General features: G+C 68.5%; 15 protein-coding genes. 8 read left to right on the plus strand and 7 right to left on the minus strand.

Going from position 1 to position 20,028, the window contains the following annotated elements:
- Positions 1-160: 160 nt before the first annotated feature.
- The 3 genes from KHC28_RS25995 to KHC28_RS26005 are packed head-to-tail and all read left to right on the plus strand — an operon-like array spanning position 161 to position 3,001.
- The gene (locus KHC28_RS25995; protein ID WP_214011273.1) at positions 161-1,018 is read left to right on the plus strand and encodes an ABC transporter permease; all 858 of its coding nucleotides are present in this window, start codon (positions 161-163) and stop codon (positions 1,016-1,018) included.
- A gap of 10 nt (positions 1,019-1,028) precedes the next feature.
- Positions 1,029-1,820, plus strand: coding sequence for an ABC transporter permease (locus KHC28_RS26000; protein WP_214011274.1), 792 nt, complete (start codon positions 1,029-1,031; stop codon positions 1,818-1,820).
- Positions 1,821-1,861: 41 nt separating this feature from the next.
- A complete protein-coding gene (locus KHC28_RS26005) occupies positions 1,862-3,001 on the plus strand; it encodes an ABC transporter ATP-binding protein (protein ID WP_214011275.1) in 1,140 nt (379 codons plus the stop codon).
- Positions 3,002-3,112: 111 nt separating this feature from the next.
- Here KHC28_RS26005 and KHC28_RS26010 read toward each other — a convergent pair whose 3' ends face one another.
- Entirely contained in the window at positions 3,113-5,200 is a 2,088-nt protein-coding gene (locus KHC28_RS26010; RefSeq protein ID WP_246565228.1) for a putative bifunctional diguanylate cyclase/phosphodiesterase, read from the minus strand.
- Positions 5,201-5,427: 227 nt separating this feature from the next.
- Here KHC28_RS26010 and KHC28_RS26015 point away from each other — a divergent pair, with 227 nt between their 5' ends.
- Complete coding sequence (locus KHC28_RS26015; RefSeq protein WP_214011522.1) at positions 5,428-5,619, plus strand: hypothetical protein; 192 nt, start codon at positions 5,428-5,430, stop codon at positions 5,617-5,619.
- Positions 5,620-5,673: 54 nt separating this feature from the next.
- Positions 5,674-6,264, plus strand: a complete 591-nt coding sequence (locus KHC28_RS26020) for an SCO family protein (protein WP_214011277.1) — start codon at positions 5,674-5,676, stop codon at positions 6,262-6,264.
- On the opposite strand, the gene KHC28_RS26025 is transcribed toward KHC28_RS26020, so the two are convergent.
- A complete protein-coding gene (locus KHC28_RS26025; RefSeq protein ID WP_312893341.1) occupies positions 6,215-8,215 on the minus strand; it encodes a glycosyltransferase in 2,001 nt (666 codons plus the stop codon). The two genes, KHC28_RS26020 and KHC28_RS26025, sit on opposite strands and share 50 nt — an antisense overlap.
- An 87-nt stretch (positions 8,216-8,302) precedes the next feature.
- On the opposite strand from KHC28_RS26025, the gene KHC28_RS27615 reads away from it, so the two are divergent.
- From KHC28_RS27615 to KHC28_RS26040, 3 genes are all read left to right on the plus strand, one after another.
- On the plus strand, positions 8,303-9,232 hold the full coding sequence (locus KHC28_RS27615; RefSeq protein WP_312893342.1) for an ABC transporter substrate-binding protein: 930 nt from the start codon (positions 8,303-8,305) through the stop codon (positions 9,230-9,232).
- Positions 9,233-9,404: 172 nt separating this feature from the next.
- The gene (locus KHC28_RS26035; RefSeq protein WP_214011280.1) at positions 9,405-11,063 is read left to right on the plus strand and encodes a lysine--tRNA ligase; all 1,659 of its coding nucleotides are present in this window, start codon (positions 9,405-9,407) and stop codon (positions 11,061-11,063) included.
- A gap of 333 nt (positions 11,064-11,396) precedes the next feature.
- Positions 11,397-11,840 (plus strand): CVNH domain-containing protein, encoded by a 444-nt coding sequence (locus KHC28_RS26040; RefSeq protein ID WP_214011281.1) that lies wholly within the window; start codon positions 11,397-11,399, stop codon positions 11,838-11,840.
- A gap of 133 nt (positions 11,841-11,973) precedes the next feature.
- Here KHC28_RS26040 and KHC28_RS26045 read toward each other — a convergent pair whose 3' ends face one another.
- The 5 genes from KHC28_RS26045 to gyrB all read right to left on the minus strand — a co-directional run bounded on the left by KHC28_RS26045 (position 11,974) and on the right by gyrB (position 19,982).
- A complete protein-coding gene (locus KHC28_RS26045) occupies positions 11,974-13,674 on the minus strand; it encodes a thiamine pyrophosphate-binding protein (protein ID WP_214011282.1) in 1,701 nt (566 codons plus the stop codon).
- 163 nt (positions 13,675-13,837) lie between these two features.
- Positions 13,838-15,331 (minus strand): amino acid permease, encoded by a 1,494-nt coding sequence (locus KHC28_RS26050; protein WP_376772807.1) that lies wholly within the window; start codon positions 15,329-15,331, stop codon positions 13,838-13,840.
- A gap of 259 nt (positions 15,332-15,590) precedes the next feature.
- Complete coding sequence (locus tag KHC28_RS26055) at positions 15,591-16,061, minus strand: DUF2214 domain-containing protein (RefSeq protein WP_214011284.1); 471 nt, start codon at positions 16,059-16,061, stop codon at positions 15,591-15,593.
- 13 nt (positions 16,062-16,074) lie between these two features.
- The gene (locus KHC28_RS26060; protein WP_214011285.1) at positions 16,075-16,491 is read right to left on the minus strand and encodes a DUF6152 family protein; all 417 of its coding nucleotides are present in this window, start codon (positions 16,489-16,491) and stop codon (positions 16,075-16,077) included.
- Between the two features lie 1,064 nt (positions 16,492-17,555).
- Positions 17,556-19,982, minus strand: coding sequence for a DNA topoisomerase (ATP-hydrolyzing) subunit B (gyrB, locus tag KHC28_RS26065; RefSeq protein WP_214011286.1), 2,427 nt, complete (start codon positions 19,980-19,982; stop codon positions 17,556-17,558).
- Positions 19,983-20,028 lie beyond the last annotated feature (46 nt).

Here is a 20,028-nt window from a genome sequence, read left to right on the forward strand (position 1 = left end):
CGACGCCTGGGAGCCGGGCGAGTTCTCCGGTGTTGACGTGATCCCGGATTCGCCTTCGGTTGTCCGGGATGGCGCTCTTCCCCCCTCTCCCCAATGGGGCGAGGGGGCGTGCCGCCCGTTCACCGTTATCCGTCGCCTGAACCCCAGCCCCCAAGGCCCGATGCTCGCTAGACGCCCCTTCTTCATCACCTTCCTGGCGCCGGCGGTACTCACCGCGGTGATCCTGGCCGCCGCCATCTTCGAGGTGCTGCAATACAGCGTGCGCGAGTTCATCCCGGGCTCGCTGAATGTGGGCGGTTTCACGCTCGCCAATTTCGCCGCGCTCAACAAGCCGATCTACTGGTGGGTGCTGGCCGACACGTTTTTCATCAGCCTGCTCACCGCGATCTTCTCGCTGCTCGCCTCCTATCCGGTTGCCTATGCGCTGGTGCGGGCAAAGAAGGACTGGGTGCGCTCGGCGCTGGTCTCGCTTTCCATCACCCCTTTGTTCACCGGCGAGATCGTGCGCACCTTCTCCTGGATGCTCACGCTGGGCACCGATGGCTTCATCAACTCGATGCTGCGCAAGCTCGGCGTGATCGATATGCCGATCCAGCTGATGTACACCCGCTTCGGCGTGGTGGTGGCGCTGGTGCAGTTCTCCATGCCGGTGATGATCATCCTGCTCGCCACCGCCATCGCCCATGTCGACCGCGACTGCGAGAAGGCCGCCGCCAATCTCGGTGCCTCGCCCTCGGCGGTGTTCTGGCGCATCACCCTGCCGCTCACCGTGCCGGGCATCCTGTCGGGCATCGTGGTGGTGTTCGCCTGGACCATGAGCGCCTTCTCCACCCCGCAGCTCATCGGCGGCGGCAAGATCCTGATGATTTCCAATCTCGCCTATCTGCAGGGCTTCTCGGTGCTCAACCTGCCTTTCGCGGCGACGCTGAGCCTGGTCGCTCTCGTCTGCGCCCTCGGCAGCCTCGCGCTGATGAAGGGCGTCACCAGCCGCATCGAGCGGCGCCTCGCGGTCAATTGAGGAGGGAGCGATGCGGTCTTTCGCCTTCTGGAGCCTCGTGGTCGCGCTGCTGACCTATATGACGCTGCCGACCATCGTGGTGCTGATGACCTCGGTGAATCCCACCGAGATCCTCGCCTTCCCGCCGCAGGGCGTCTCGTTCGACTGGTACGCCAAGGCGGTCACCTATCCGGACTTCCAGGTCGCCTTCAGGAACGGGCTGATCGTCACCGCCTGCGCCTCGACGCTGGCGCTGATCGTCGGCTCGGCCTTCGCCTGGCTGATCCACCATTACGAGTTCCGCGGCCGCGGCCTTTTGGAAGGCGTGCTGTGGTCGCCGCTGATCATCCCGCACTTCACCCTCGGCTTCGGCTTCCTGCTGCTCGGCGGCGCTTTCCGCCTGCAGCAGGGCTATGTGATGATCGTGCTGGCGCACATGGTGCTGGTCATGCCGTTCGTCACCCGCGCGGTGCATGTCAGCCTCGGCAATATCGATCCGGCGCTGGCCCGCGCCGCCGCCAATCTCGGCGCCTCGCCGTTCCAGGTGCTGACGCGGATCACCCTGCCGCTGGTGGTGCCGGGCATGGCGGGCGGCTGGCTGATCGCCGCGGTGCTGTCGCTCACCGAGTTCACCGCCTCGCTCTATGTCACCGGCTCGCGCACCCAGACGCTGCCGGTCGCCATGTACAACTACATCCGCGAATATGCCGATCCCACCGTGTCGGCGGTCTCGGCGCTGCTCATCATCGCCACCACGCTGATCATGCTGGTGGCGGACCGGACGATCGGTCTGCGCCGCGTCCTCGCCATCGACACGCACTGACCTTGCCGGAGATGCCTGCCTTGCCGGAGACGCCTGATCCCATGACCGCCACGCCCACCCAGGAAGCGAGCCGCCCCATCACGTCGCAGGAAGCCGGCAGCGCCGTCGATATCGTGCGGGTGCGCAAGGATTTCGGCTCGGCGGTTGGCGTCGCCGACGTGTCGCTGACGATTCGCAAGGGCGAGTTCGTCACCCTGCTCGGGCCCTCGGGCTGCGGCAAGTCGACCCTGCTCGGCATGATCGCCGGCTTCGTCACGCCGACGGCCGGCAAGATCGTCGTCGATGGCGCCGACATCACCGATCTCGAGCCCTACCGGCGCGACATCGGGATGGTGTTCCAGTCCTATGCGCTGTTCCCGCATATGAACGTCCACGACAACATCGCCTTCGGCCTGAAGATGCGCAAACTGCCCGCCGCGCAGATCGAGGCGGAGGTCCGCCGCGCCATCTCCATGATGAAGCTCGACGGCTTCGAGAACCGCCGCGTGCGCCAGCTCTCCGGCGGCCAGCAGCAGCGCGTGGCGCTGGCCCGCGCCATCGTCATCCGCCCGAAGGTGCTGTTGCTCGACGAGCCGCTCTCGGCGCTCGACAAGAACCTGCGCGCGCAGATGCAGGTCGAGCTGTCCGAGCTGCACCGCAAGACCGGGCTCACCACCATCTTCGTCACCCACGACCAGGGCGAGGCGCTGTCGCTCTCCGATCGCATCGTGGTGATGAACAAGGGCTCGGTGCAGCAGGTGGCGGCGCCGGTCGAGCTCTACCGCCGGCCGGCCAACGGTTTCGTCGCCTCCTTCATCGGCGAGATCAACGCTCTGCCGCCCGGCCGCTGCGAGGTGAAGGACGGCACCGCCTCGCTGGTGCTGCCCGGAATCGGCCCGCTGGCGTTCCCCGCGACGCCCGCCGCCGGCTTCGCGCCGGGCCGGCAGGTGCGCGCCTTCCTGCGGCCGGAGCATGTGCGCCCGGCGTCCGCCGGCGAGGCCGGGCCGAACATCGTCACCGGCACGGTGGAGGCGCACATCTATCAGGGCTCGCACACCATCACCCGCGTGGTGGTGGAGGGCATCGGCCTGATCGAGACCCGCGTCACCGGTGCCGACATCGTGGCTTCCGCCCCGGTCGGCACGCCGCTGGCGCTGGCCTTCGATCTCGGCGAGGCGGTGCTGCTCGACGCCGGCGAGTAGAGCGTTTTCGAGCGAAGCGGAATCCGGTTTGCGTGAAGAAAACGCGTCCGAACAAGACTCGAGAGCACTTCCGGTGAACCGGGAGTGCTCCAGCGCCGCGCCGGGGGCGCGTCAGTTGAGCGCGGCTTCCGCCGGCTGCGGCCGGTGGAAGTAGTAGCCCTGGTACTTCGCGACGCCGAGTTCGCGCAGCTTGCGCAACTGGGTGTCGTTCTCCACCCCTTCGGCGACCAGTTCGAGGTCGAGCGAATGGGCGATGGAGATCGCCGCCTTCATCAGCGCCTCGTCGATGGGGTCGACCAGCAGGTCGCGCGTCACCCGCCAGTCGATCTTGATGCCGTCGACCGGCAGCTGCTTGAGCGCGTCGAACGAGTTGTAGCCATTGCCGAAATCGTCGAGATAGATCCGGATGCCACGCTGGCGCAGCCGGGTGAGGAAGCCGGTGATCTCGCTCAGGCTGTGAATGGCCTCGGTCTCGGTGATCTCGATCCTCAGCCCCTTCTCGCAGCCGGGATAGCGGTCGAGCAGCTGGATGAGCTCCTTGTGGAAGCCGGGATCGGCAAGGGTGCGGGCGCCGATATTGATCGAGACGTAGCGCGGAATGCCGCGGCGTACCAGGCGGCTGGCATAGGTGATCGCACGCCGGCACACCCAGCTATCGATCCGCCGCATCAGCCCGAGCCGGCGGGCGGCGGGCAGGAAATGCGCCGGGCCGTGCATGCCGCCCATATTGTCGTCGAGGCGGATCAGCGCCTCATAGCCCTGCACCCCGCCGTCGGTGTCGACGATCGCCTGCAATTCGAGGATGAGCTGGTCGAGTTCGAGCGCGCTCCTGATGCGCTCGGCCCAGCTGACACGCTCATGCGTGTCGGTGACCTTGGGATCGCCGGTGTCGTAGAGCTGCACCCGGTCGCGGCCGGATTCCTTCGCCACGCAGCATGCGGTGTCGGCGCAGACCAGCACCGAGCGCGCCGAGGAATCCGGACCGCCGGTGCGGGCGAGGCCGATGCTGAGGCTGAGCGCGAAACTCTGTCCGCTGATCGGGAACAGGTGGCCGCGTGTGGCGGCGACAAGCCGGGTGGCGATGCGCTGGGCCTCGGCCTCGTCGATGCCGAGCAGCAGCACCGCGAAACTGTCGCCGCCGATGCGCGCGATCAGGTCGTCGGCGCGCAGCTGGTTGCGCAGGAAGGCCGCGAAATCGATCAGCAGCCGGTCGCCGGCGGCGTGGCCGACCCGGTCGTTGACGGTCTTGAAGTGATCGATGTCGATGAAGCCGAGCCAGATCTCCGGCAGGTCCTTCTCTTCGGCGAGCAGCTGGTCGATGCGCTCTTCCAGCGCGAAGCGGTTGGGCAGCCCGGTCAGCGCGTCGCTGCGCGCCTGCCGCGACACCAGCCGGGCGAATTCCCCGAGCGCCGCCGCCTGCTCCTCCACCTGCGAGCGCGCGTCGATCAGTTCCTGCTCGCGGCGCTTCTGGGCGGTGACGTCGGTCCATACCGCGGCGAGGCAGCCATCCTCCATGCGCCGGTGGCTGGCGAGCAGCCAGGCGCCGGTACTGAGCGCGATCTCGATGCGCGGCTCGGCGTCGGGACGGCCGGCGAGCAGCGCCAGCGCGTCGTCGGTGGTGCCGGGGCCGAACAGACCGCCGCGCCTCGCCGCCTCAAGGGCGGTGTCGAAGCGGGCGCCGGGCGGCAGCGCGACGCCGACCTTGGCGAACAGTCGGCTCATGCTGGCATTGGCGAGCACGATCCGCCCTTCGGGAGAGAGCAGGATGAAACCTTCGCCGATGCCGTCGATGGCGTCGCGCAGGGTCTGCTCGACCTCCTTCAATTCGCTGATATCGGTCCAGGTGGAAACGATGCCCCCTGTCGGGGTGCGGCGCTCGCGCACCCGGACCCAGCCGCCATTCTCCAGCGGGATGTCGAACGGCTCGCCATCGGCGCGGTGGTGGCGGCGCATGCGTTCGGCGACATAGGCATCGGGATCCGGCACCCGGCTCCATTCGCCGCAGGGGACGGAGGCCAGGGCGAAGAAGTTCAAACCTTCGAGATCGCCGAGCACCGACAGGAAGGGAAACAGCTCGATGAAGCGGGCATTATGGACGACGAGGCGGTCGTCGGTGTCGAACAGGGCGAAGCCATCGCTAAGGAAATCAAGGGTTTCGCGCAGGTCGACGTCCCGGCGACGCGGTCCGCCCAAGGGCATGGCCACGGCCCGCCCCCCGAGGTCCGGTTCGTCGGAAGCGCCAGCCTTGGCCATGAGACGCAGTCCCCCTCGCGATCGTCAATGTCATGACAACGGCAGTGGCCCTATAGTCAATAGCCCATGGATTAAGAAAAAACTGCCGCGTATTACCTCACGTGACGATATGCACTACGAATGATAATGCAGAATGCAGACTGGAGCGGAAAGTTCCGGTGGGAGCAGCCTGAATGATCGAGGATTTGCGAGCTCTTTCGTCGCAGGAACCGGTGCGTCCGGGGGGAATGCTCTCGCTTGTCGTTCGTCTTGGGGTTGTATTCCTTGGGGTGGCGCTGCTGGTTGCGGCCATCGGTCTCTGGGCCCGCCACGGTTCGGCCGTTTTCTTTGACCTGATTGCCAGCGGCATCGCCTACTGCTTCTGATGCCGGATTCGCGGCCGCTCCCGGCCGCCCTGGCTCTCGCTCCCTGGACCGCGCATGCCCGCCCGTCGTCGCCTGTTCCTCCTGCTCTCCGCTTTTCTCGTCGGCGCGGTGGTCGTCGCCGTGTCGGTGTTCGCGCTGCTGCCGCCTTCCACGCCGGTCGCCACTCAGGCATCCGTCGGCGGTCCGTTCGCCCTTGTCGACCAGGATGGCGCACCGGTCACCAACGAGACCTTCAAGGGCGCGCCGACGCTGATCTTCTTCGGCTTCACCCATTGCCCGGACATCTGCCCGACCACGCTGTTCGAGATGTCGCAGCTGTTCGAGACCCTCGGCGAGGATGCCCGCAAGGTGCAGGGGCTGTTCATCACCGTCGATCCGGAGCGCGACACGCCGGAGGTGATGAAGTCCTATATCGGCAGCTTCCACCCGAGCATCCAGGGCCTCACCGGCACGCCCGAGCAGGTGGCGGCGACCATCAAGGCGTTCCGGGCCTATGCGCAGAAGGTGCCGGGGCAGAACGGCGACTACACGATGAACCACACCGCCATCGTCTATCTCATGGACAAGGACGGCAATTTCGTCGCTCCGTTCGACCTCAAGCGTCCGCCGGCCGATGCGGCGGCGGCGCTGCGTCCGTATTTCTGAGGCCTGAAGGCCGGCCGCGCCGCGCCGCCGGCCGGCTCGTCGCGGGACGCAGGCGCAGCCTCACCGGCCGCCGGCGCGAGGTGCGGGCGAGCCCGTGCTCGGTCTTCTCCCAGCGCTGCGGCGCGGCGATCAGCTGGAACAGTGCGCGCCAGCCGGCGAGCGACAGCATCAGCCAGTAGAGCGGGATCAGCGGCAGTACCTGCCACAGGCCGGCGAGCCGGCGGTGACGCATGCCGACCAGGGTGCACAGCACGGTGGCGCCATAGCCGATCAGCAGCACCAGCAGGCCGAGCCCTTCGAGCAGCAGGCTGGCCAGCGAGGTGCCGCCCTCGGACCCGAGGCTCCAGCGCAGCGCCAGCGCGAGCGCGAAGACCGGGTGCATCAGCGCCGAGACCAGCCCGCCGCCGAGCAGGAGCAGGAAGCTCGCCATGCCGCCCCAGCCGATCTCGGCGAGCAGCCGGCGCGGCGTGCGGCCATGCACCAGCAGCGTCTGCATCCAGCCCTTGTACCAGCGGGTGCGCTGGCGCAGCCAGGCGCCGAAGCTGCGCGGCGCCTCCTCGTCGGTCGAGGAAGCGATGACCAGCGTGCGCCAGCCACCGCGGGCGAGCCGCACGCCGAGATCGGCATCCTCGGCGACGTTGAACGGGTCCCAGGCACCGACCCGGTCGAGCGCGACGCGGCGGAAATGGTTGGAGGTGCCGCCGAGCGGCACCGGCAGCCGCGCGCTGGCGAGCAGCGGCAGCACCACGTCGAAATGCGCCGCATATTCCGCCGCGAACTGGCGGGTGATCCAGCTGTCGGCGACGTTGTCGATGGCGAGCCGCGCCTGCACGCAACCGACCCGCCGGTTGCCGGGCGCGGCGAAGGCGGCGCAGGCGCGGCGCAATTGCTCCGGCTCCGGCACGTCCTCGGCGTCGTAGATGCCGACGATCTCGCCGCGCGCGAAGGGCAGGGCGGCATTCAGCGCCTTCGGCTTGGTGCGCGGCCCGGTATCGGGCGCGACGAGGACGTCGAAGCCGGGGCGGCGGACATGGCGCGCCAGCGCGGCGGCGGTCTCGGCGTCGTCGGGTTCGACGACCAGCAGCACCTGCAGCTTCTCCGGCGGATAGTCGAGTGCGGCGAGCGCCTCGATCAGCTGCGGCACCACCCGCGCCTCGCGATAGAGCGGCACGATCAGGCTGTAGGCCGGCAGCGCGGCGTCGTCGCGCGGCGGCGGCGGCGCGACCTCCGGCGGCATTGCCGAGGCGACCAGGCGCAGCAGCGACCAGCCGAGCAGCACCAGCGACACCAGGAACATCGGCACGACCAGCAACGTGGCGGGGGTGACCAGCGCCAGTCCGGCCAGCAGCACGCAGGCCAGCGCGCCGAGCACCAGGAGGTAGCGCGACAGGCCGAGCGTCGCCGCGCTCAATTCCGGCCGCTCGTCGCGCAGCGCGAAGGCGGCGAGCTGGCCGAGCGCCCCGGCGAAATGCCGGCGCACATGCCATGCTAGTCGCTCCGGCGTGGTCAGCCGCAAGCGCGCGCGCAAGGCCGGCATCGCCTCCAGCTCGTCGGCGAGGCGGCGCAATTGTAGCCCGCGCGCGGCGGCGGCGATGGAGCCGTCCGGCTGGCGCAGCAGCCCGCTGCGCATCATGCCCCGCAGCGCCTCGGGCGGCGGGGCGGGGGAGGGCGCGCCGTCGAGCGGTTCCACCGCAAGGCCGAGATGGGCGGCGGCCGCGGCGGCGACGAGGTCCGGGGTGGCGGCTTCCTCAGTGAGCAGTACCTCGTCGGCGCCGATGCCGAGCCGCGCCGCCCGCTCGCGCGCCGTCGCCAGCCGCGCGGCCGGCAGCCGTCCCGTCAGCCCGGCGATCTCGGCCGGCGGGCCGGCCATCGGCTCATGCCGGCGGCGCGCGCGTTCCGTCGCGTCCGCGACCGGATTGCCCGCCTGCCCCGCCGCCGAGTCCCCGTTCACGTCGTCCCGCCCCTCGCGCCCGTCCCCCGGAGACGCTACAAGATCGAGGCCGGTCTTCAATCGGCCGGAGCGGGTTCGAGGCGCCAAGTGCGGTACGCGACGACAAAATATTACCTCTGTGGCCTCGCCGCCGCGCTTCTTCTGGTGCTGGCCGCCGCTCCGGGACAGGCGGCGGCGCAGGGCAAGCCCGCCGCGACCCCGACCGTGCCGTCCGCCGCCGCCGGCTCGCCGGAGATCGGTGGCGCGTCCCCCGTCGCCGTGCCCGGCTTCTGGGACCCGAAGCGCCGGCCGGAAAAGCCGGACGTCGCCCGCATGCCGGTGCAGATCCGCTTCGTCACCACCGAGGACTACCCGCCCTTCAGCTTTCGCGGCGAGGACGGTCGCCCGGTCGGCTTCAATATCGACATGGCCCGTGCCATCTGCGCCGAGCTCGCCGTCACCTGCTCGCTGGAAGTGGTGCCGTTCGAGGGACTGAGCGAGGCGCTGGCCGGCGGCAAGGCGGATGCCGCGATCGCCGGGCTCGCTATTACCCCGGCAAGCCGCCAGCAGATGGATTTCTCCGACCGCTATTTCCGCTCGCCGGCGCGGTTCGTCGCCCGCAAGGCGGACATCATGCCGGCGGTCACGCCGGATCTCGTCGCCGCCAAGACGGTCGGCGTCGTCGCCGGCACCGCCCACGAGGCCTATCTGCGCGATTTCTTCGCCGAGGTCGCCATCCGCTCCTTCCCGACGGCGGAAGCCGCCCGCGCCGCGCTGCAGAAGGGCGAGGTCGACCTCGTCTTCGGCGATGGCGTGCAGCTGGCCTTCTGGCTCAACGGCTCGTCGTCGGAGAATTGCTGCGGTTTCGCCGGCGGGCCGTTCACCGAGAGCCTGTATTTCGGCGAGGGCATGGGCATCGCGGTGCGGCGCGGCGACGATGCGCTGCGCCAGTCGCTCAACTACGCGCTGGCGCAGATCTGGGAGACCGGCGCCTATGTCGATCTCTATCTGCGCTGGTTCCCCATCGGCATCTATTGAGACGCCGGCGAGGGCGGGAATACGTCGGCAGCTTCCCCTGTCGCCCGGCAAACGGGTGCGTTAAGGGGAAAGGCGCGGCGCGAGCCGATTTCGCGGTGCCGCGTCGATTGACGCTCGGGGTGCGACTGCCTAGTGTCCGCGCCCATTCTTTCAAGGTCGGGAGAGACCCATCATGACGGCGACCGCTCCGGTCGAGGATTTTGCAACCGAACTGCGGGAGCTGGCGCAGACCGCCGGTGCCTGGCCGTTCGAGGAGGCCCGCAAGATCGTCGAGCGCCTGAAGCGGAAACCGAAAGCCGAGGTCCTGTTCGAGACCGGCTACGGTCCGTCGGGTCTGCCGCATATCGGCACTTTCGGCGAGGTGGCGCGCACCACCATGGTGCGCCACGCCTTCCACGTGCTCACCGGCGACACCATCCCGACGCGGCTGCTGTGCTTCTCGGACGACATGGACGGCATGCGCAAGATCCCGGAGAACGTGCCGGATCCCGCCGCGCTGAAGCCGTATCTGCAGATGCCGCTCACCGTGGTGCCGAACCCGTTCGGCGGCGGCTATGCGAGCTTCGGCGATCACAACAACGCCATGCTGCGCCGCTTCCTCGACACCTTCGGCTTCGAATACGAGTTCGCCTCGGCGACCGACTACTACAAGTCGGGCAAGCTCGATTCGGTGCTGCTGAAGGCGGCCGAGAAGTACGAAGCCATCATGGAGGTGATGCTGCCGACGCTGGGCGAGGAGCGGCAGGCGACCTATTCGCCGTTCCTGCCGATCTCGCCGACCTCCGGCCGCGTGCTCTACGTGCCCTTGAAGGCGGTGGACGCCAAGGCCGGCACCATCACCTTCACCGACGAGGACGGGGTGGACAAGACCGTCCCGGTCACCGGCGGTCAGGTGAAGCTGCAGTGGAAACCGGATTTCGGCGCCCGCTGGGCGGCGCTCGACGTCGACTTCGAGATGTTCGGCAAGGACCACCAGACCAACGCGCCGATCTATGACCGCATCTGCGAGATCATCGGCGGCGTGGCGCCGGAGCATTTCGTCTACGAGCTGTTCCTCGACGAGGTCGGCCAGAAGATCTCCAAGTCCAAGGGCAACGGCCTGACCATCGACGAGTGGCTGACCTATGCCAGCCCGGAGAGCCTGGCGCTGTACATGTTCCAGTCGCCGCGCTCGGCCAAGAAGCTGCATTTCGACGTCATTCCCAAGGCGGTCGACGAATATTACGGCTTCCTCGCCCGCTACTCGACGCAGGACTGGAAGAACCGGCTCGGCAACCCCGTCTGGCACATCCATTCCGGCAATCCGCCGGCGATCGACCTGCCGATCAGCTTCGGCCTGCTGCTCAAGCTCGCCTCGGCCTCCAACGCCGAGGACAAGGCCGTGCTGTGGCGGATGATCAGCCGCTACGCGCCGGGCGTGACCGCCGAGACGCACCCGCATATGGACCAGCTCGCCGGCTACGCGGTGCGCTATTTCGTCGACCGGGTGAAGCCGCGCCGCGTCTTCCGTCTGGCCGACGAGGTGGAGGCCGATGCGCTCGCCCGTCTCGACGCCGCGCTGGCGCCGCTGGATGGCACCGATCGCGAGGCCATCCAGAACGCGGTGCTTGATGTCGGCCGCGGCATCGAGCGCTATCAGGACCACAAGAAGAAGAGCCCGACCGGCGGGCCGGGCGTCTCCTTCGCCTGGTTCAGCGCCCTGTACGAGCTGCTGCTCGGCGAGAAGGAAGGCCCGCGTTTCGGCACCTTTGTCGCCGCCTACGGCATCCCGGAGACCCGGGCGCTGATCGCCCGCGCGCTGTCCGGCGAACTGACCAAGGGCGCCGCCTGAGGCGAAGGCGGCCCGAGGCCCGGCCATCGCGACGCTGCTCGGCGTCGCGATGGTGGCGACCACCACCGATCTCGGCCCGTCGGAGATGCCGCAGGCGGTCTGCCGGGTCGACGCCTTCCGCAAGGCATCCGGATGGGACAGACCTCGGTGGAGCGGTTGCGCCGCCTCGCCGAGATGCCGCCGGCTGGTGTTCAGATACCGATAGTCGCGATGGTGTCCCGCTGTTTACCACGCCGGCCGCTTCTGCTTGTCGGCGCGCCGGCAGGCAGGCACATGGTCGGGCGATGATGCGCCGGGGCGTCGAGCCCGGCGCCCGCGCCCGGAGCCGCCGTCATGTCGCGCCTTTGCCTCGCCGTCCTCCTCGCCGCCACGCTGCTCGGTCCGGCCATGGTGCCGGCGAATGCCCAGGCGGTGCCGCCGGGCAGCTACCAGCAATCCTGTCAGGACATCCGCAACGTCGCCGGCTGGCTGCGCGCCGCCTGCCGCGACCGGTCGGGCCGCTGGGTCGAGGCTAACATGGCGATCTCCTGGTGCGCGCCGGGCAACGACATCGCCAACGAGGATGGCCGTCTCGTCTGCAAGAACACCTCGTCATGGGGCGAGCGCCCGCCGCAGGGTTCCTATATGGGCACCTGCCGGGATGTACGCATGTCGGCCGGCTGGCTCAAGGCGACCTGCCAGGACATGAGGGGCCGCTGGGTCGATGCCACCACGGCGGCCAGCTGGTGCACCGGCCGCGACATCGCCAATGTCGACGGCCGGCTCACCTGCCGCTGATTGTTCGCCGCGATCTCATCGCTGAGCGGTCGTCGCCGTGGCCTCGGGGCCGTTGGACAGACATGGCTGAACACGCCGCTCCAGACAGTTCTCGCCGCGCGCCGATGGCGCGCGGCGTATTCGGCCGCCGGTCTCAGCTCACCGAGCGTGTCGCCAGCGACTTCTCCCGCAGCGCCGTCAGCGTGGTGGTGGGGGTGATGGCTTCCGGGTCGAGCAGCACATGCACCACCGCCGGCAGGCCGGAGGCCAGCGCGGCATCGAGCGCCGGCGCCAGCTGGTCGTCGCGCTCCACCCGCGTGCCGAAGGCGCCGAACGCCTTCGCATAGGCGGCGAAGTCCGGGTTGGTGAGCGAGGTGCCGAACACCCTTGTGGGGAATTCCCGCTCCTGGTGCATGCGGATGGTGCCGTACATGCCGTTGTCGATCACCACCGCCAGCACCGGGATCTTGTGCTGCACGGCGGTGGCGAGCTCCTGGCCGGTCATCAGGAAGTCGCCGTCGCCGCACACCGCCACGGCGATCCGCTCGGGATGGGTGCGCCGCGCGGCGATCGCCGCCGGGAAGCCGTAGCCCATCGAGCCGGAGGTCGGCGCCAGCTGGGTGCCGAAGGCGCGGAAATGGTGGAAGCGGTGCACCCAGGTGGCGAAATTGCCGGCACCGTTGCAGATCGCGGTGTCGGCCGGCAGCGCCCGCAGCCAGTGCACCAGCGTCGCCATCTGCACCGCACCGGGATTGGCCGGCGGCTGGTCGCTCCAGGCGCGGTAGTCGGCCCGTGCCTCCTGCCGCCAGCCGCCCCAGCGGATCGCCTGCGGCGGCTGCACGCCTTCCAGCGCCGCGGCGAAGGCCTGCGGCGAGGCGTTGATGGCCAGCGCCGGCTGGAACACCCGGCCGATCTCGTCGGGATCGGCATGGACATGCACGATGTCGACGCCGGGCTCGGGAATCGGGAACAGCGAATAGCCCTGCGAGGGCACCTCGCCGAGCCGCCCGCCGGCGAGGATGACGAGGTCGGCCTGCTTCAGCCGGCTGACCAGCTTGGGGTTGATGCCCAGCCCGACATCGCCGGCGTAGCAGGCATGGTCGGCGGGAAACAGCATCTGCCGGCGGAAGCTGACGCAGACCGGCAGGTCGAAGCGCTCGGCGAAGCGCTTCACGCTCGCCACCGCCTTGGCGTTCCAGCGGCTGCCGCCGAGCATCAGCAGCGGCCGCTCGGCGTTCCACAAGAGCTTCTGCAGCTTCATCATGTCGGTCAGGCCGGGCCAGGTCTCGGCCGGCTCGAAGGCGGGGGCGTCCGCCACTTCCGCCATGTCGGCCAGCATGTCCTCCGGCAGTGCGATCACCACCGGGCCGGGGCGGCCCTGCGTCGCCACCCGGAAGGCGCGGGCGAGGATTTCCGGAATGCGCGCGGCGTCGTCGATCTCCACCGCCCATTTGGCCAGCGTGCCGAACACCGCGCGGTAGTCGACCTCCTGGAACGCCTCGCGCCCGCGCATCGCCCGGCCGATCTGGCCGACGAACAGGATCATCGGCGTCGAATCCTGCTGGGCGACGTGCACGCCGGCGCTGGCATTGGTGGCGCCCGGCCCGCGGGTGACGAAGCAGATGCCCGGCCGGCCGGTCAGCTTGGCGGAGGCCTCCGCCATCATCGCCGCCCCGCCCTCGTGGCGGCACACCACGAAGTCGATATCGGTGTCCGACATCGCGTCGAGCACGTCGAGATAGCTCTCGCCCGGCACGCCGAAGGCGCGGGTGACGCCATGGGCGAGCAGGGCGTCGACGAGCAGGCGGGCGCCGGAACGGGCGGCGAGGCGGGGACGGGTCGGAAGGGACGTCATCGGGTCACGCGGATTGGCGCAGCGGGCGCGGTTGAAGCCGGACCGGCGCTGGGCCGATCCGGCGGCAATCTATCCCGCCCGCGTCGGTCGCGCAGGCGAAAAACGCGCCCCGGCGGGCGAAATCCGCCGGGGAAAATCCACGCAGTTCCGGGTGCCCGGAGGCTCAGGCGGTCTCGCCGACCGCCTTCTCGGCGGCGCGGATCGCCGCCTGCCGGCGGGCGATCTCCTCGCCGATCGGCGGGCCCTTGAAGCGGCGCTTCTCGAACAGCGCCCACACCACGCCGGCCAGCACGAGGAAGCCGACGGTGATGTACAGCGCCCAGTCGTTGGGCGGCTGGATGCCGAGCACGAAGATCAGCGCCATGGCGAGGATCGACAGCACCGCCACCAGCTTGAAGGCCGGCGCGCCCATGCTCCACGGTCCCATCTTCGGCCATTTGGCGCTGCCATAGGCGAACAACCCCAGCGCGATCGGGATGGCGAAGGAGAAGAACAGGAAGATGACGGTGCAGGACACCACGATGGCATAGGCCGAGGTGCCGCCGAACGACACCAGCGAGGTGCCCCACACGAACAGCACCGCCAGCGTCGCGCCAGTCCAGATCGCCGCCACCGGGGTGCGGTGCTTCGGGCTCACCTTGGCGAGCGCGGCGGAGGCCGGCAGGCCGCCGTCGCGGGCGAAGGCGAACAGCATGCGCGACACCGAGGTCACGGTGGCGAGGCCGCACAGGAACTGCGAGACGAAGATCGCGAGGTAGAGGATCTCCTTGATCACCCCCGGCACCCGCGCGTCCATCGCCCAGAAGAACACGTTCCAGCCCTGCTTGGCGGCGTCGTCCATGTTGGGGATCATCAGCACGAAGGCGCACAGCATCACATAGCCGAACACCCCGGACCACACGACCGACATCACCATGCCGCGCGGCACCGAGCTCGCCGCGTCACGGGTCTCCTCCGAGGTGTGGGCCGAGGCGTCGTAGCCGGTGATGGTGTAGATCGGCAAAAGCAGGCCGAGCAGGAACGCCCAGCCGGTCGAGACCTCCGGCCAGACGTCGGCGCCGGCAGCGCCGGTGTAATTGGAGAAGGTGAACAGCCGGCCGATCTCGTAGCTGGGCGCGAAGGCGAGGCAGACCAGCGTCAGCACCACCGAGGTGGCGAGGATCAGGTAGCCGGAGAAGTCGGTGAGCTTGGCGGTGAGGCCGATGCCGAGATGGTTGATCAGCGCCTGCGCGCCGGTCAGCACCGCCAGGAACAGGATGCGCACCGTGACGGTGTCCTCCATGCCCAGCATCGGCCCGAAGGCGCCGAAGAAGAAGTAGTAGGTGCCGACATTGATGGCGCCGAGCACGGTGACGAGGCCGAGCAGGTTGAACCAGGCGGTCACCCAGCCGGTGAAGCGGTTGCCGAGGATCGAGCCCCAGTGATAGAGGCCGCCGGCGGTGGGGTAGGCGGAGCCGATCTGCGCCATGGCGAGGGCGAACACGCCGGAAATGGCGACGCCCAGCGGCCAGCCGAGGCCGATCGCCGCGCCGCCGGCGCCGGAAGTGGCCTGCGCCAGCGAGTTGATGCCGCCGGACAGGATGCAGATGATCGAGAAGCTGATGGCGAAGTTGGAGAACCGGCTCATGCGCCGCTCCAGCTCCTGCGCATAGCCCATGTCGTGCAGCACTTTTATGTCGGCGTGTTTGGCTTCGTCGGTGTAGTTCGGTACGCCCGCTGTTTCCGTCACCGTGCTCATGGCGATCCCCGCTGGGTGGTGCCGCCGGGCTCGTCCCGGGGCATGCGCCGTCCATGCATCGAGAGTGCCAACCTATTGGGGACGATGCGGCAGTCTCGCCATCTCACGTTGCGGAAGGGTGCTGCGCGATCCGGCGCCTGCGGCATGTCGGGCGAGGACGATCCGGAGTGCGGAAGCTCTAGAGAAAGCCGATCCAGCGGCCGGCGAGCAGCAGGCCGAGCCACAGGCCCATCGAGGCGAGCGCCCGCAGCTTCACCCCGGCGGTGGGCGGCCGGCCGGCCAGCGCGGCGCGATAGCCGCCGCTGGCATGCTGCCAGCCGATATTGGCGAGCGCCAGCGCCAGCAGCCCCATCTTGATCAGGAAGGCGGCGTTGGCGAGATATTCCCCCGGCCGCACGGTGAACAGCCACAGGCCGGTCGACAGCGCGAGCACGACCCCCAGCGCCGCCGCCCGCGTGAGAAACGGCACCAGCAGCGGGATAGGCACCGCACGCACGAGGCCGATCAGCCGCGCGTCCAGCGGCAGCACGGCACCGAGCACCAGCCCGATCCCGAGAATATGCGTGGCGCTGACGATGAGATAGGCGGTGGCCGATCCCTGCAGCCAGCGCGCACCGGGCCAGCCGCCGAGCGCGGCGATCAGTTCCATCGGGTGGGCCGCGTCAGCCGTCGCCGATCCGCTCGGGATACATGTCGTAGTTCTTGCCGGCGATGGTGATGCGCACCGCCTTCATGTGCGCCTGCGCGTGGTCGCGCGAGCGGTTGCCGAGCACGGTCACGGCGTCCCCCGGCTTGGCGGTGTCGGCGGTGAAGCCGGAGGCCTCGGTCTGGCGGGGATTGCCGAGATCGACCCGCCACACCGTGCCGTCCGACGCCGCCACATGCAGGGTGGGATGCGGCGGCGCCATGGAGATGGAGCGGATGGTGCCGGTCAGGGTCATCTTGTCGCCATCGGCCCAGGACCAGCCATGATGGGCGAATGCCGGAGCCGCGGCGACGCCGAGCGCGAGGGCGAGGGCGGCGGCGAGCGGAATGGAGGAACGGAGCCGGGAGCGGTGGAGTGAGGAGGGGCGGGACATCGGCATCTCCTGTCGCTACGGAACATGCGTCAGGTTACGCCCCCGTCGCCGCGAAAGGCGACAGCCGCCCGCTCACAATCGCGCCAGCCGGGCGGCATCCCGCCTGCAAGAGCGGGGAGGGCGGGGAGGGGCGGTGTCGGTCGAATGTCGCCGGATGGTCGCAGACAGAAGGTGGCCTTTGGAAGCCAGCCGTTGGATGGACGCCACCGATAGGGCCAGTCGGATGGGCACAGCTGGCGAGCCACCCCCCGGAAGGTCGCCAGAGGGCCACCGCTGCACGACTACCGCGAGACGAACGTCACCGAAGGGGCACCGCTGGGCGACCGTCGTTGACGGTTACCACCAAAAGCCCGTCGCTGGATGGCGGCCATCGGAAAGGGTGCCGCTGGATGGCCGCAACTGCCAGGTCGCTGTCGGAGGAGTGCGGTCAGAAAGCCGCTGCTGGGCAGCTACCGCGAGACGAACGTCACCGAAGGGGCCCCGCTGGACGACGGCCGCTGGGCGACTACCGCCCAAAGCCCGTCGCTGGACGATGGCCATCGGAAGGGGCACCGCTGGATGGCCGCCGCTGCCGCGTCGCCTCTGGAGGGCTGTCCCCCCAGAAAGCCGCTGCTGGGCGGCTACCTCCCGACGAACGTCGCCGAAAAGGAGCGCCGCTGGGCGACCGCCACCGAAAGGCCTCCGCTCCCGGTTGGCACGCCACCTCCTCCATCGCGGAGGTGGCAGCAGGGCCAGTCCTCCGCCTCGGCATCATCGGCCGGTGATGGGCGGATCTCGTCGGCAGGCATCGCCGCGACGGGGCCGGACTACTACTCCAGCGCCGCCTGTATCGGCTCGAACCGGTTGGCGGCCGATGACAGGTGCCCGATCGCTGGCCTCATCGGCCTCATCGGACGCCAATCGTCCTCATCGGCCACCGCACCGGCCTCCACGCCGGTGTCGCGGCGAGAGGCGATCATCTTGGCGACATCGCTGCAATACATGGCCCAACGAACAGGGCCCGCCGGACGGTTCCATTGGATCTGTCCGGCAGGCCGATATGTCTTCCCGGTGGGTAGGAAAAACTAGACGTCTACGCTGGCGCGCAGCGCGTTGTCTTGGATGAACTCGCGGCGAGGCTCCACCACGTCGCCCATCAGCCGGTTGAACAGGTCGTCGGCGTCGGCGACTTCCTTCACCTTCACCTGCAGCAGCGAGCGGGCGTTGACGTCGAGCGTGGTCTCCCACAGCTGCTCGGCATTCATCTCGCCGAGGCCCTTATAGCGTTGCAACGACACGCCTTTCCGGCCCGCATCGGTGATGGCGTCGAACAGGTCCATCGGCCCGTGCACCACCGTCTCGTTGCTCCGGCGCTTCAGCGTCGCGGCCTGCGCGTGCACCTCATGCAGGTTGCCGACCAGCTGGTCGAGCCGGCGCGCTTCCACCGAGCCGACGAAGGTGGCGTCGAGATGCACCACCTCCTTCACGCCACGCACCGTACGCTGGAAGTGGAAGCCGGAGCCATTGGCCTCGCCGGTCCAGCCGCGCTCGATATCTTCCGCAATATTATCAAGGCGTTGCGCGACATCGGCCGCCACCTTCGCCGCGCGCTCCTCGTCGACCAGCAGGCCGGAAGCGAATGCGCCGCCGAGCGCCGCCTGCTCCACTACGGCGCGGTTGTAGCGCGGGTGCAGTCCCTGCAGCGTGGCACGGAAGGCGCGGGCGCTCTCCACCACCGACAACAGATCGGCGCCGGCCCGGACCTCGCCATTGGCGGTGAGCAGGCTGGCCTCGTCAAGCCCTTGCGATATCAGGTAATCTTCCAGAGACCGCTCGTCCTTGAGGTACTGCTCGGACTTGCCGCGCGTCACCTTGTAGAGCGGCGGCTGGGCGATATAGATGTGCCCGCGATCCAACAGTTCCGGCATCTGGCGGAAGAAGAAGGTCAGCAGCAGGGTGCGGATATGCGAGCCGTCGACATCCGCGTCGGTCATGATGATGATCTTGTGATAGCGCAGCTTGTCGGCATTGAAGTCGTCGCGGCCAATTCCGGTGCCGAGCGCAGTAATCAGCGTGCCGACTTGGTCGGAGGACAGCATCTTGTCGAAGCGGGCGCGTTCGACATTCAAGATCTTGCCGCGCAGCGGAAGAATAGCCTGGAAGGCTCTGTTGCGGCCCATCTTGGCCGAGCCGCCCGCCGAGTCGCCCTCGACGATGAACAGCTCGGACTTTGCCGGGTCGCGCTCCTGGCAGTCGGCGAGTTTACCTGGAAGGGAGGCGACATCGAGCGGGTTCTTGCGACGGGTCAGCTCGCGCGCCTTGCGCGCCGCCTCGCGCGCCGCCGCCGCTTCGACCACCTTGCCGACCACCGACTTCGCCTCGGCCGGATGCTCTTCCAGCCAGTTGTTCAGCGCGTCGTTGACCAGCGTCTCGACCACCGGCCGGACCTCGGAAGAAACCAGCTTGTCCTTGGTCTGCGAGGAGAATTTCGGATCCGGCACCTTCACCGACAGCACGGCGGTGAGGCCCTCGCGGCAGTCCTCGCCGGTCGGGTCGACCTTCTCCTTCTTGGCGATGCCCGAACGTTCGGAATAGCCGATGATCTGCCGGGTCAGCGCCGCCGCAAAGCCTGTGAAGTGGGTGCCGCGGTCGCGTTGCGGAATGTTGTTGGTGAAGCAGAGTACGTTTTCGTGATAGCTGTCGTTCCAGGACAGCGCACATTCGACGGTAATGCCGTCCTTCTCGGCGCGGATCACCACCGGCTTCGGCAGAAGCGCCTGCTTGGAGCGGTCGAGATACTGCACGAAGGCTTCCACGCCGCCCTCATACATCATCTCCTCGCGCTTGATTTCTGCGTGTCGCGCATCGGTCAAGATGATCCGCACGCCGGAATTCAGGAACGCAAGCTCCCGTAGCCGATGCTCCAGCGTCGCATAGTCGAACTCGATCCTGGTGAACGTGCCTGGCGACGGCAGGAAGGTAACGCGGGTCCCGCGCCGCCCTTCCGGCGCCGGTCCGACCCGCGCCAGATCGTTTTCCGCATCGCCATGACGGAAGCGCATAAAGTATTCGTAGCCATTTCGCCAGATTGTCAGGTCCAGCCAAGTGGAAAGAGCGTTCACCACCGAGACGCCGACGCCGTGAAGGCCGCCGGAGACCTTGTAGGAATTCTGGTTGAACTTTCCACCGGCATGCAGCTGCGTCATGATGACCTGCGCTGCCGAAACCCCTTCTTCGGGATGGATATCGGTGGGAATGCCACGGCCATTGTCGGTGACCGTCACCGAGCCTTCCGCATTCAGGGTGACGGTGACTTCCGTTGCGTACCCCGCCAAGGCTTCGTCGATGGCGTTGTCCACCACCTCGTATACCATGTGATGCAGGCCGGAACCATCATCGGTGTCGCCGATATACATGCCCGGCCGCTTGCGCACCGCGTCCAATCCCTTGAGGACCTGGATGGACTGCGCGCCGTACTCTTCGGGAGACGGAGCGGAATCGGTGTCGGCCATGGCTGCCAGCCCTTCGAATCGTTGAAATTACTTAGCTTCTTTGTAG

It is taken from the genome of Ancylobacter sonchi, from assembly GCF_018390695.1.
GTDB classification, from domain to species: Bacteria; Pseudomonadota; Alphaproteobacteria; order Rhizobiales; family Xanthobacteraceae; genus Ancylobacter; species Ancylobacter sonchi.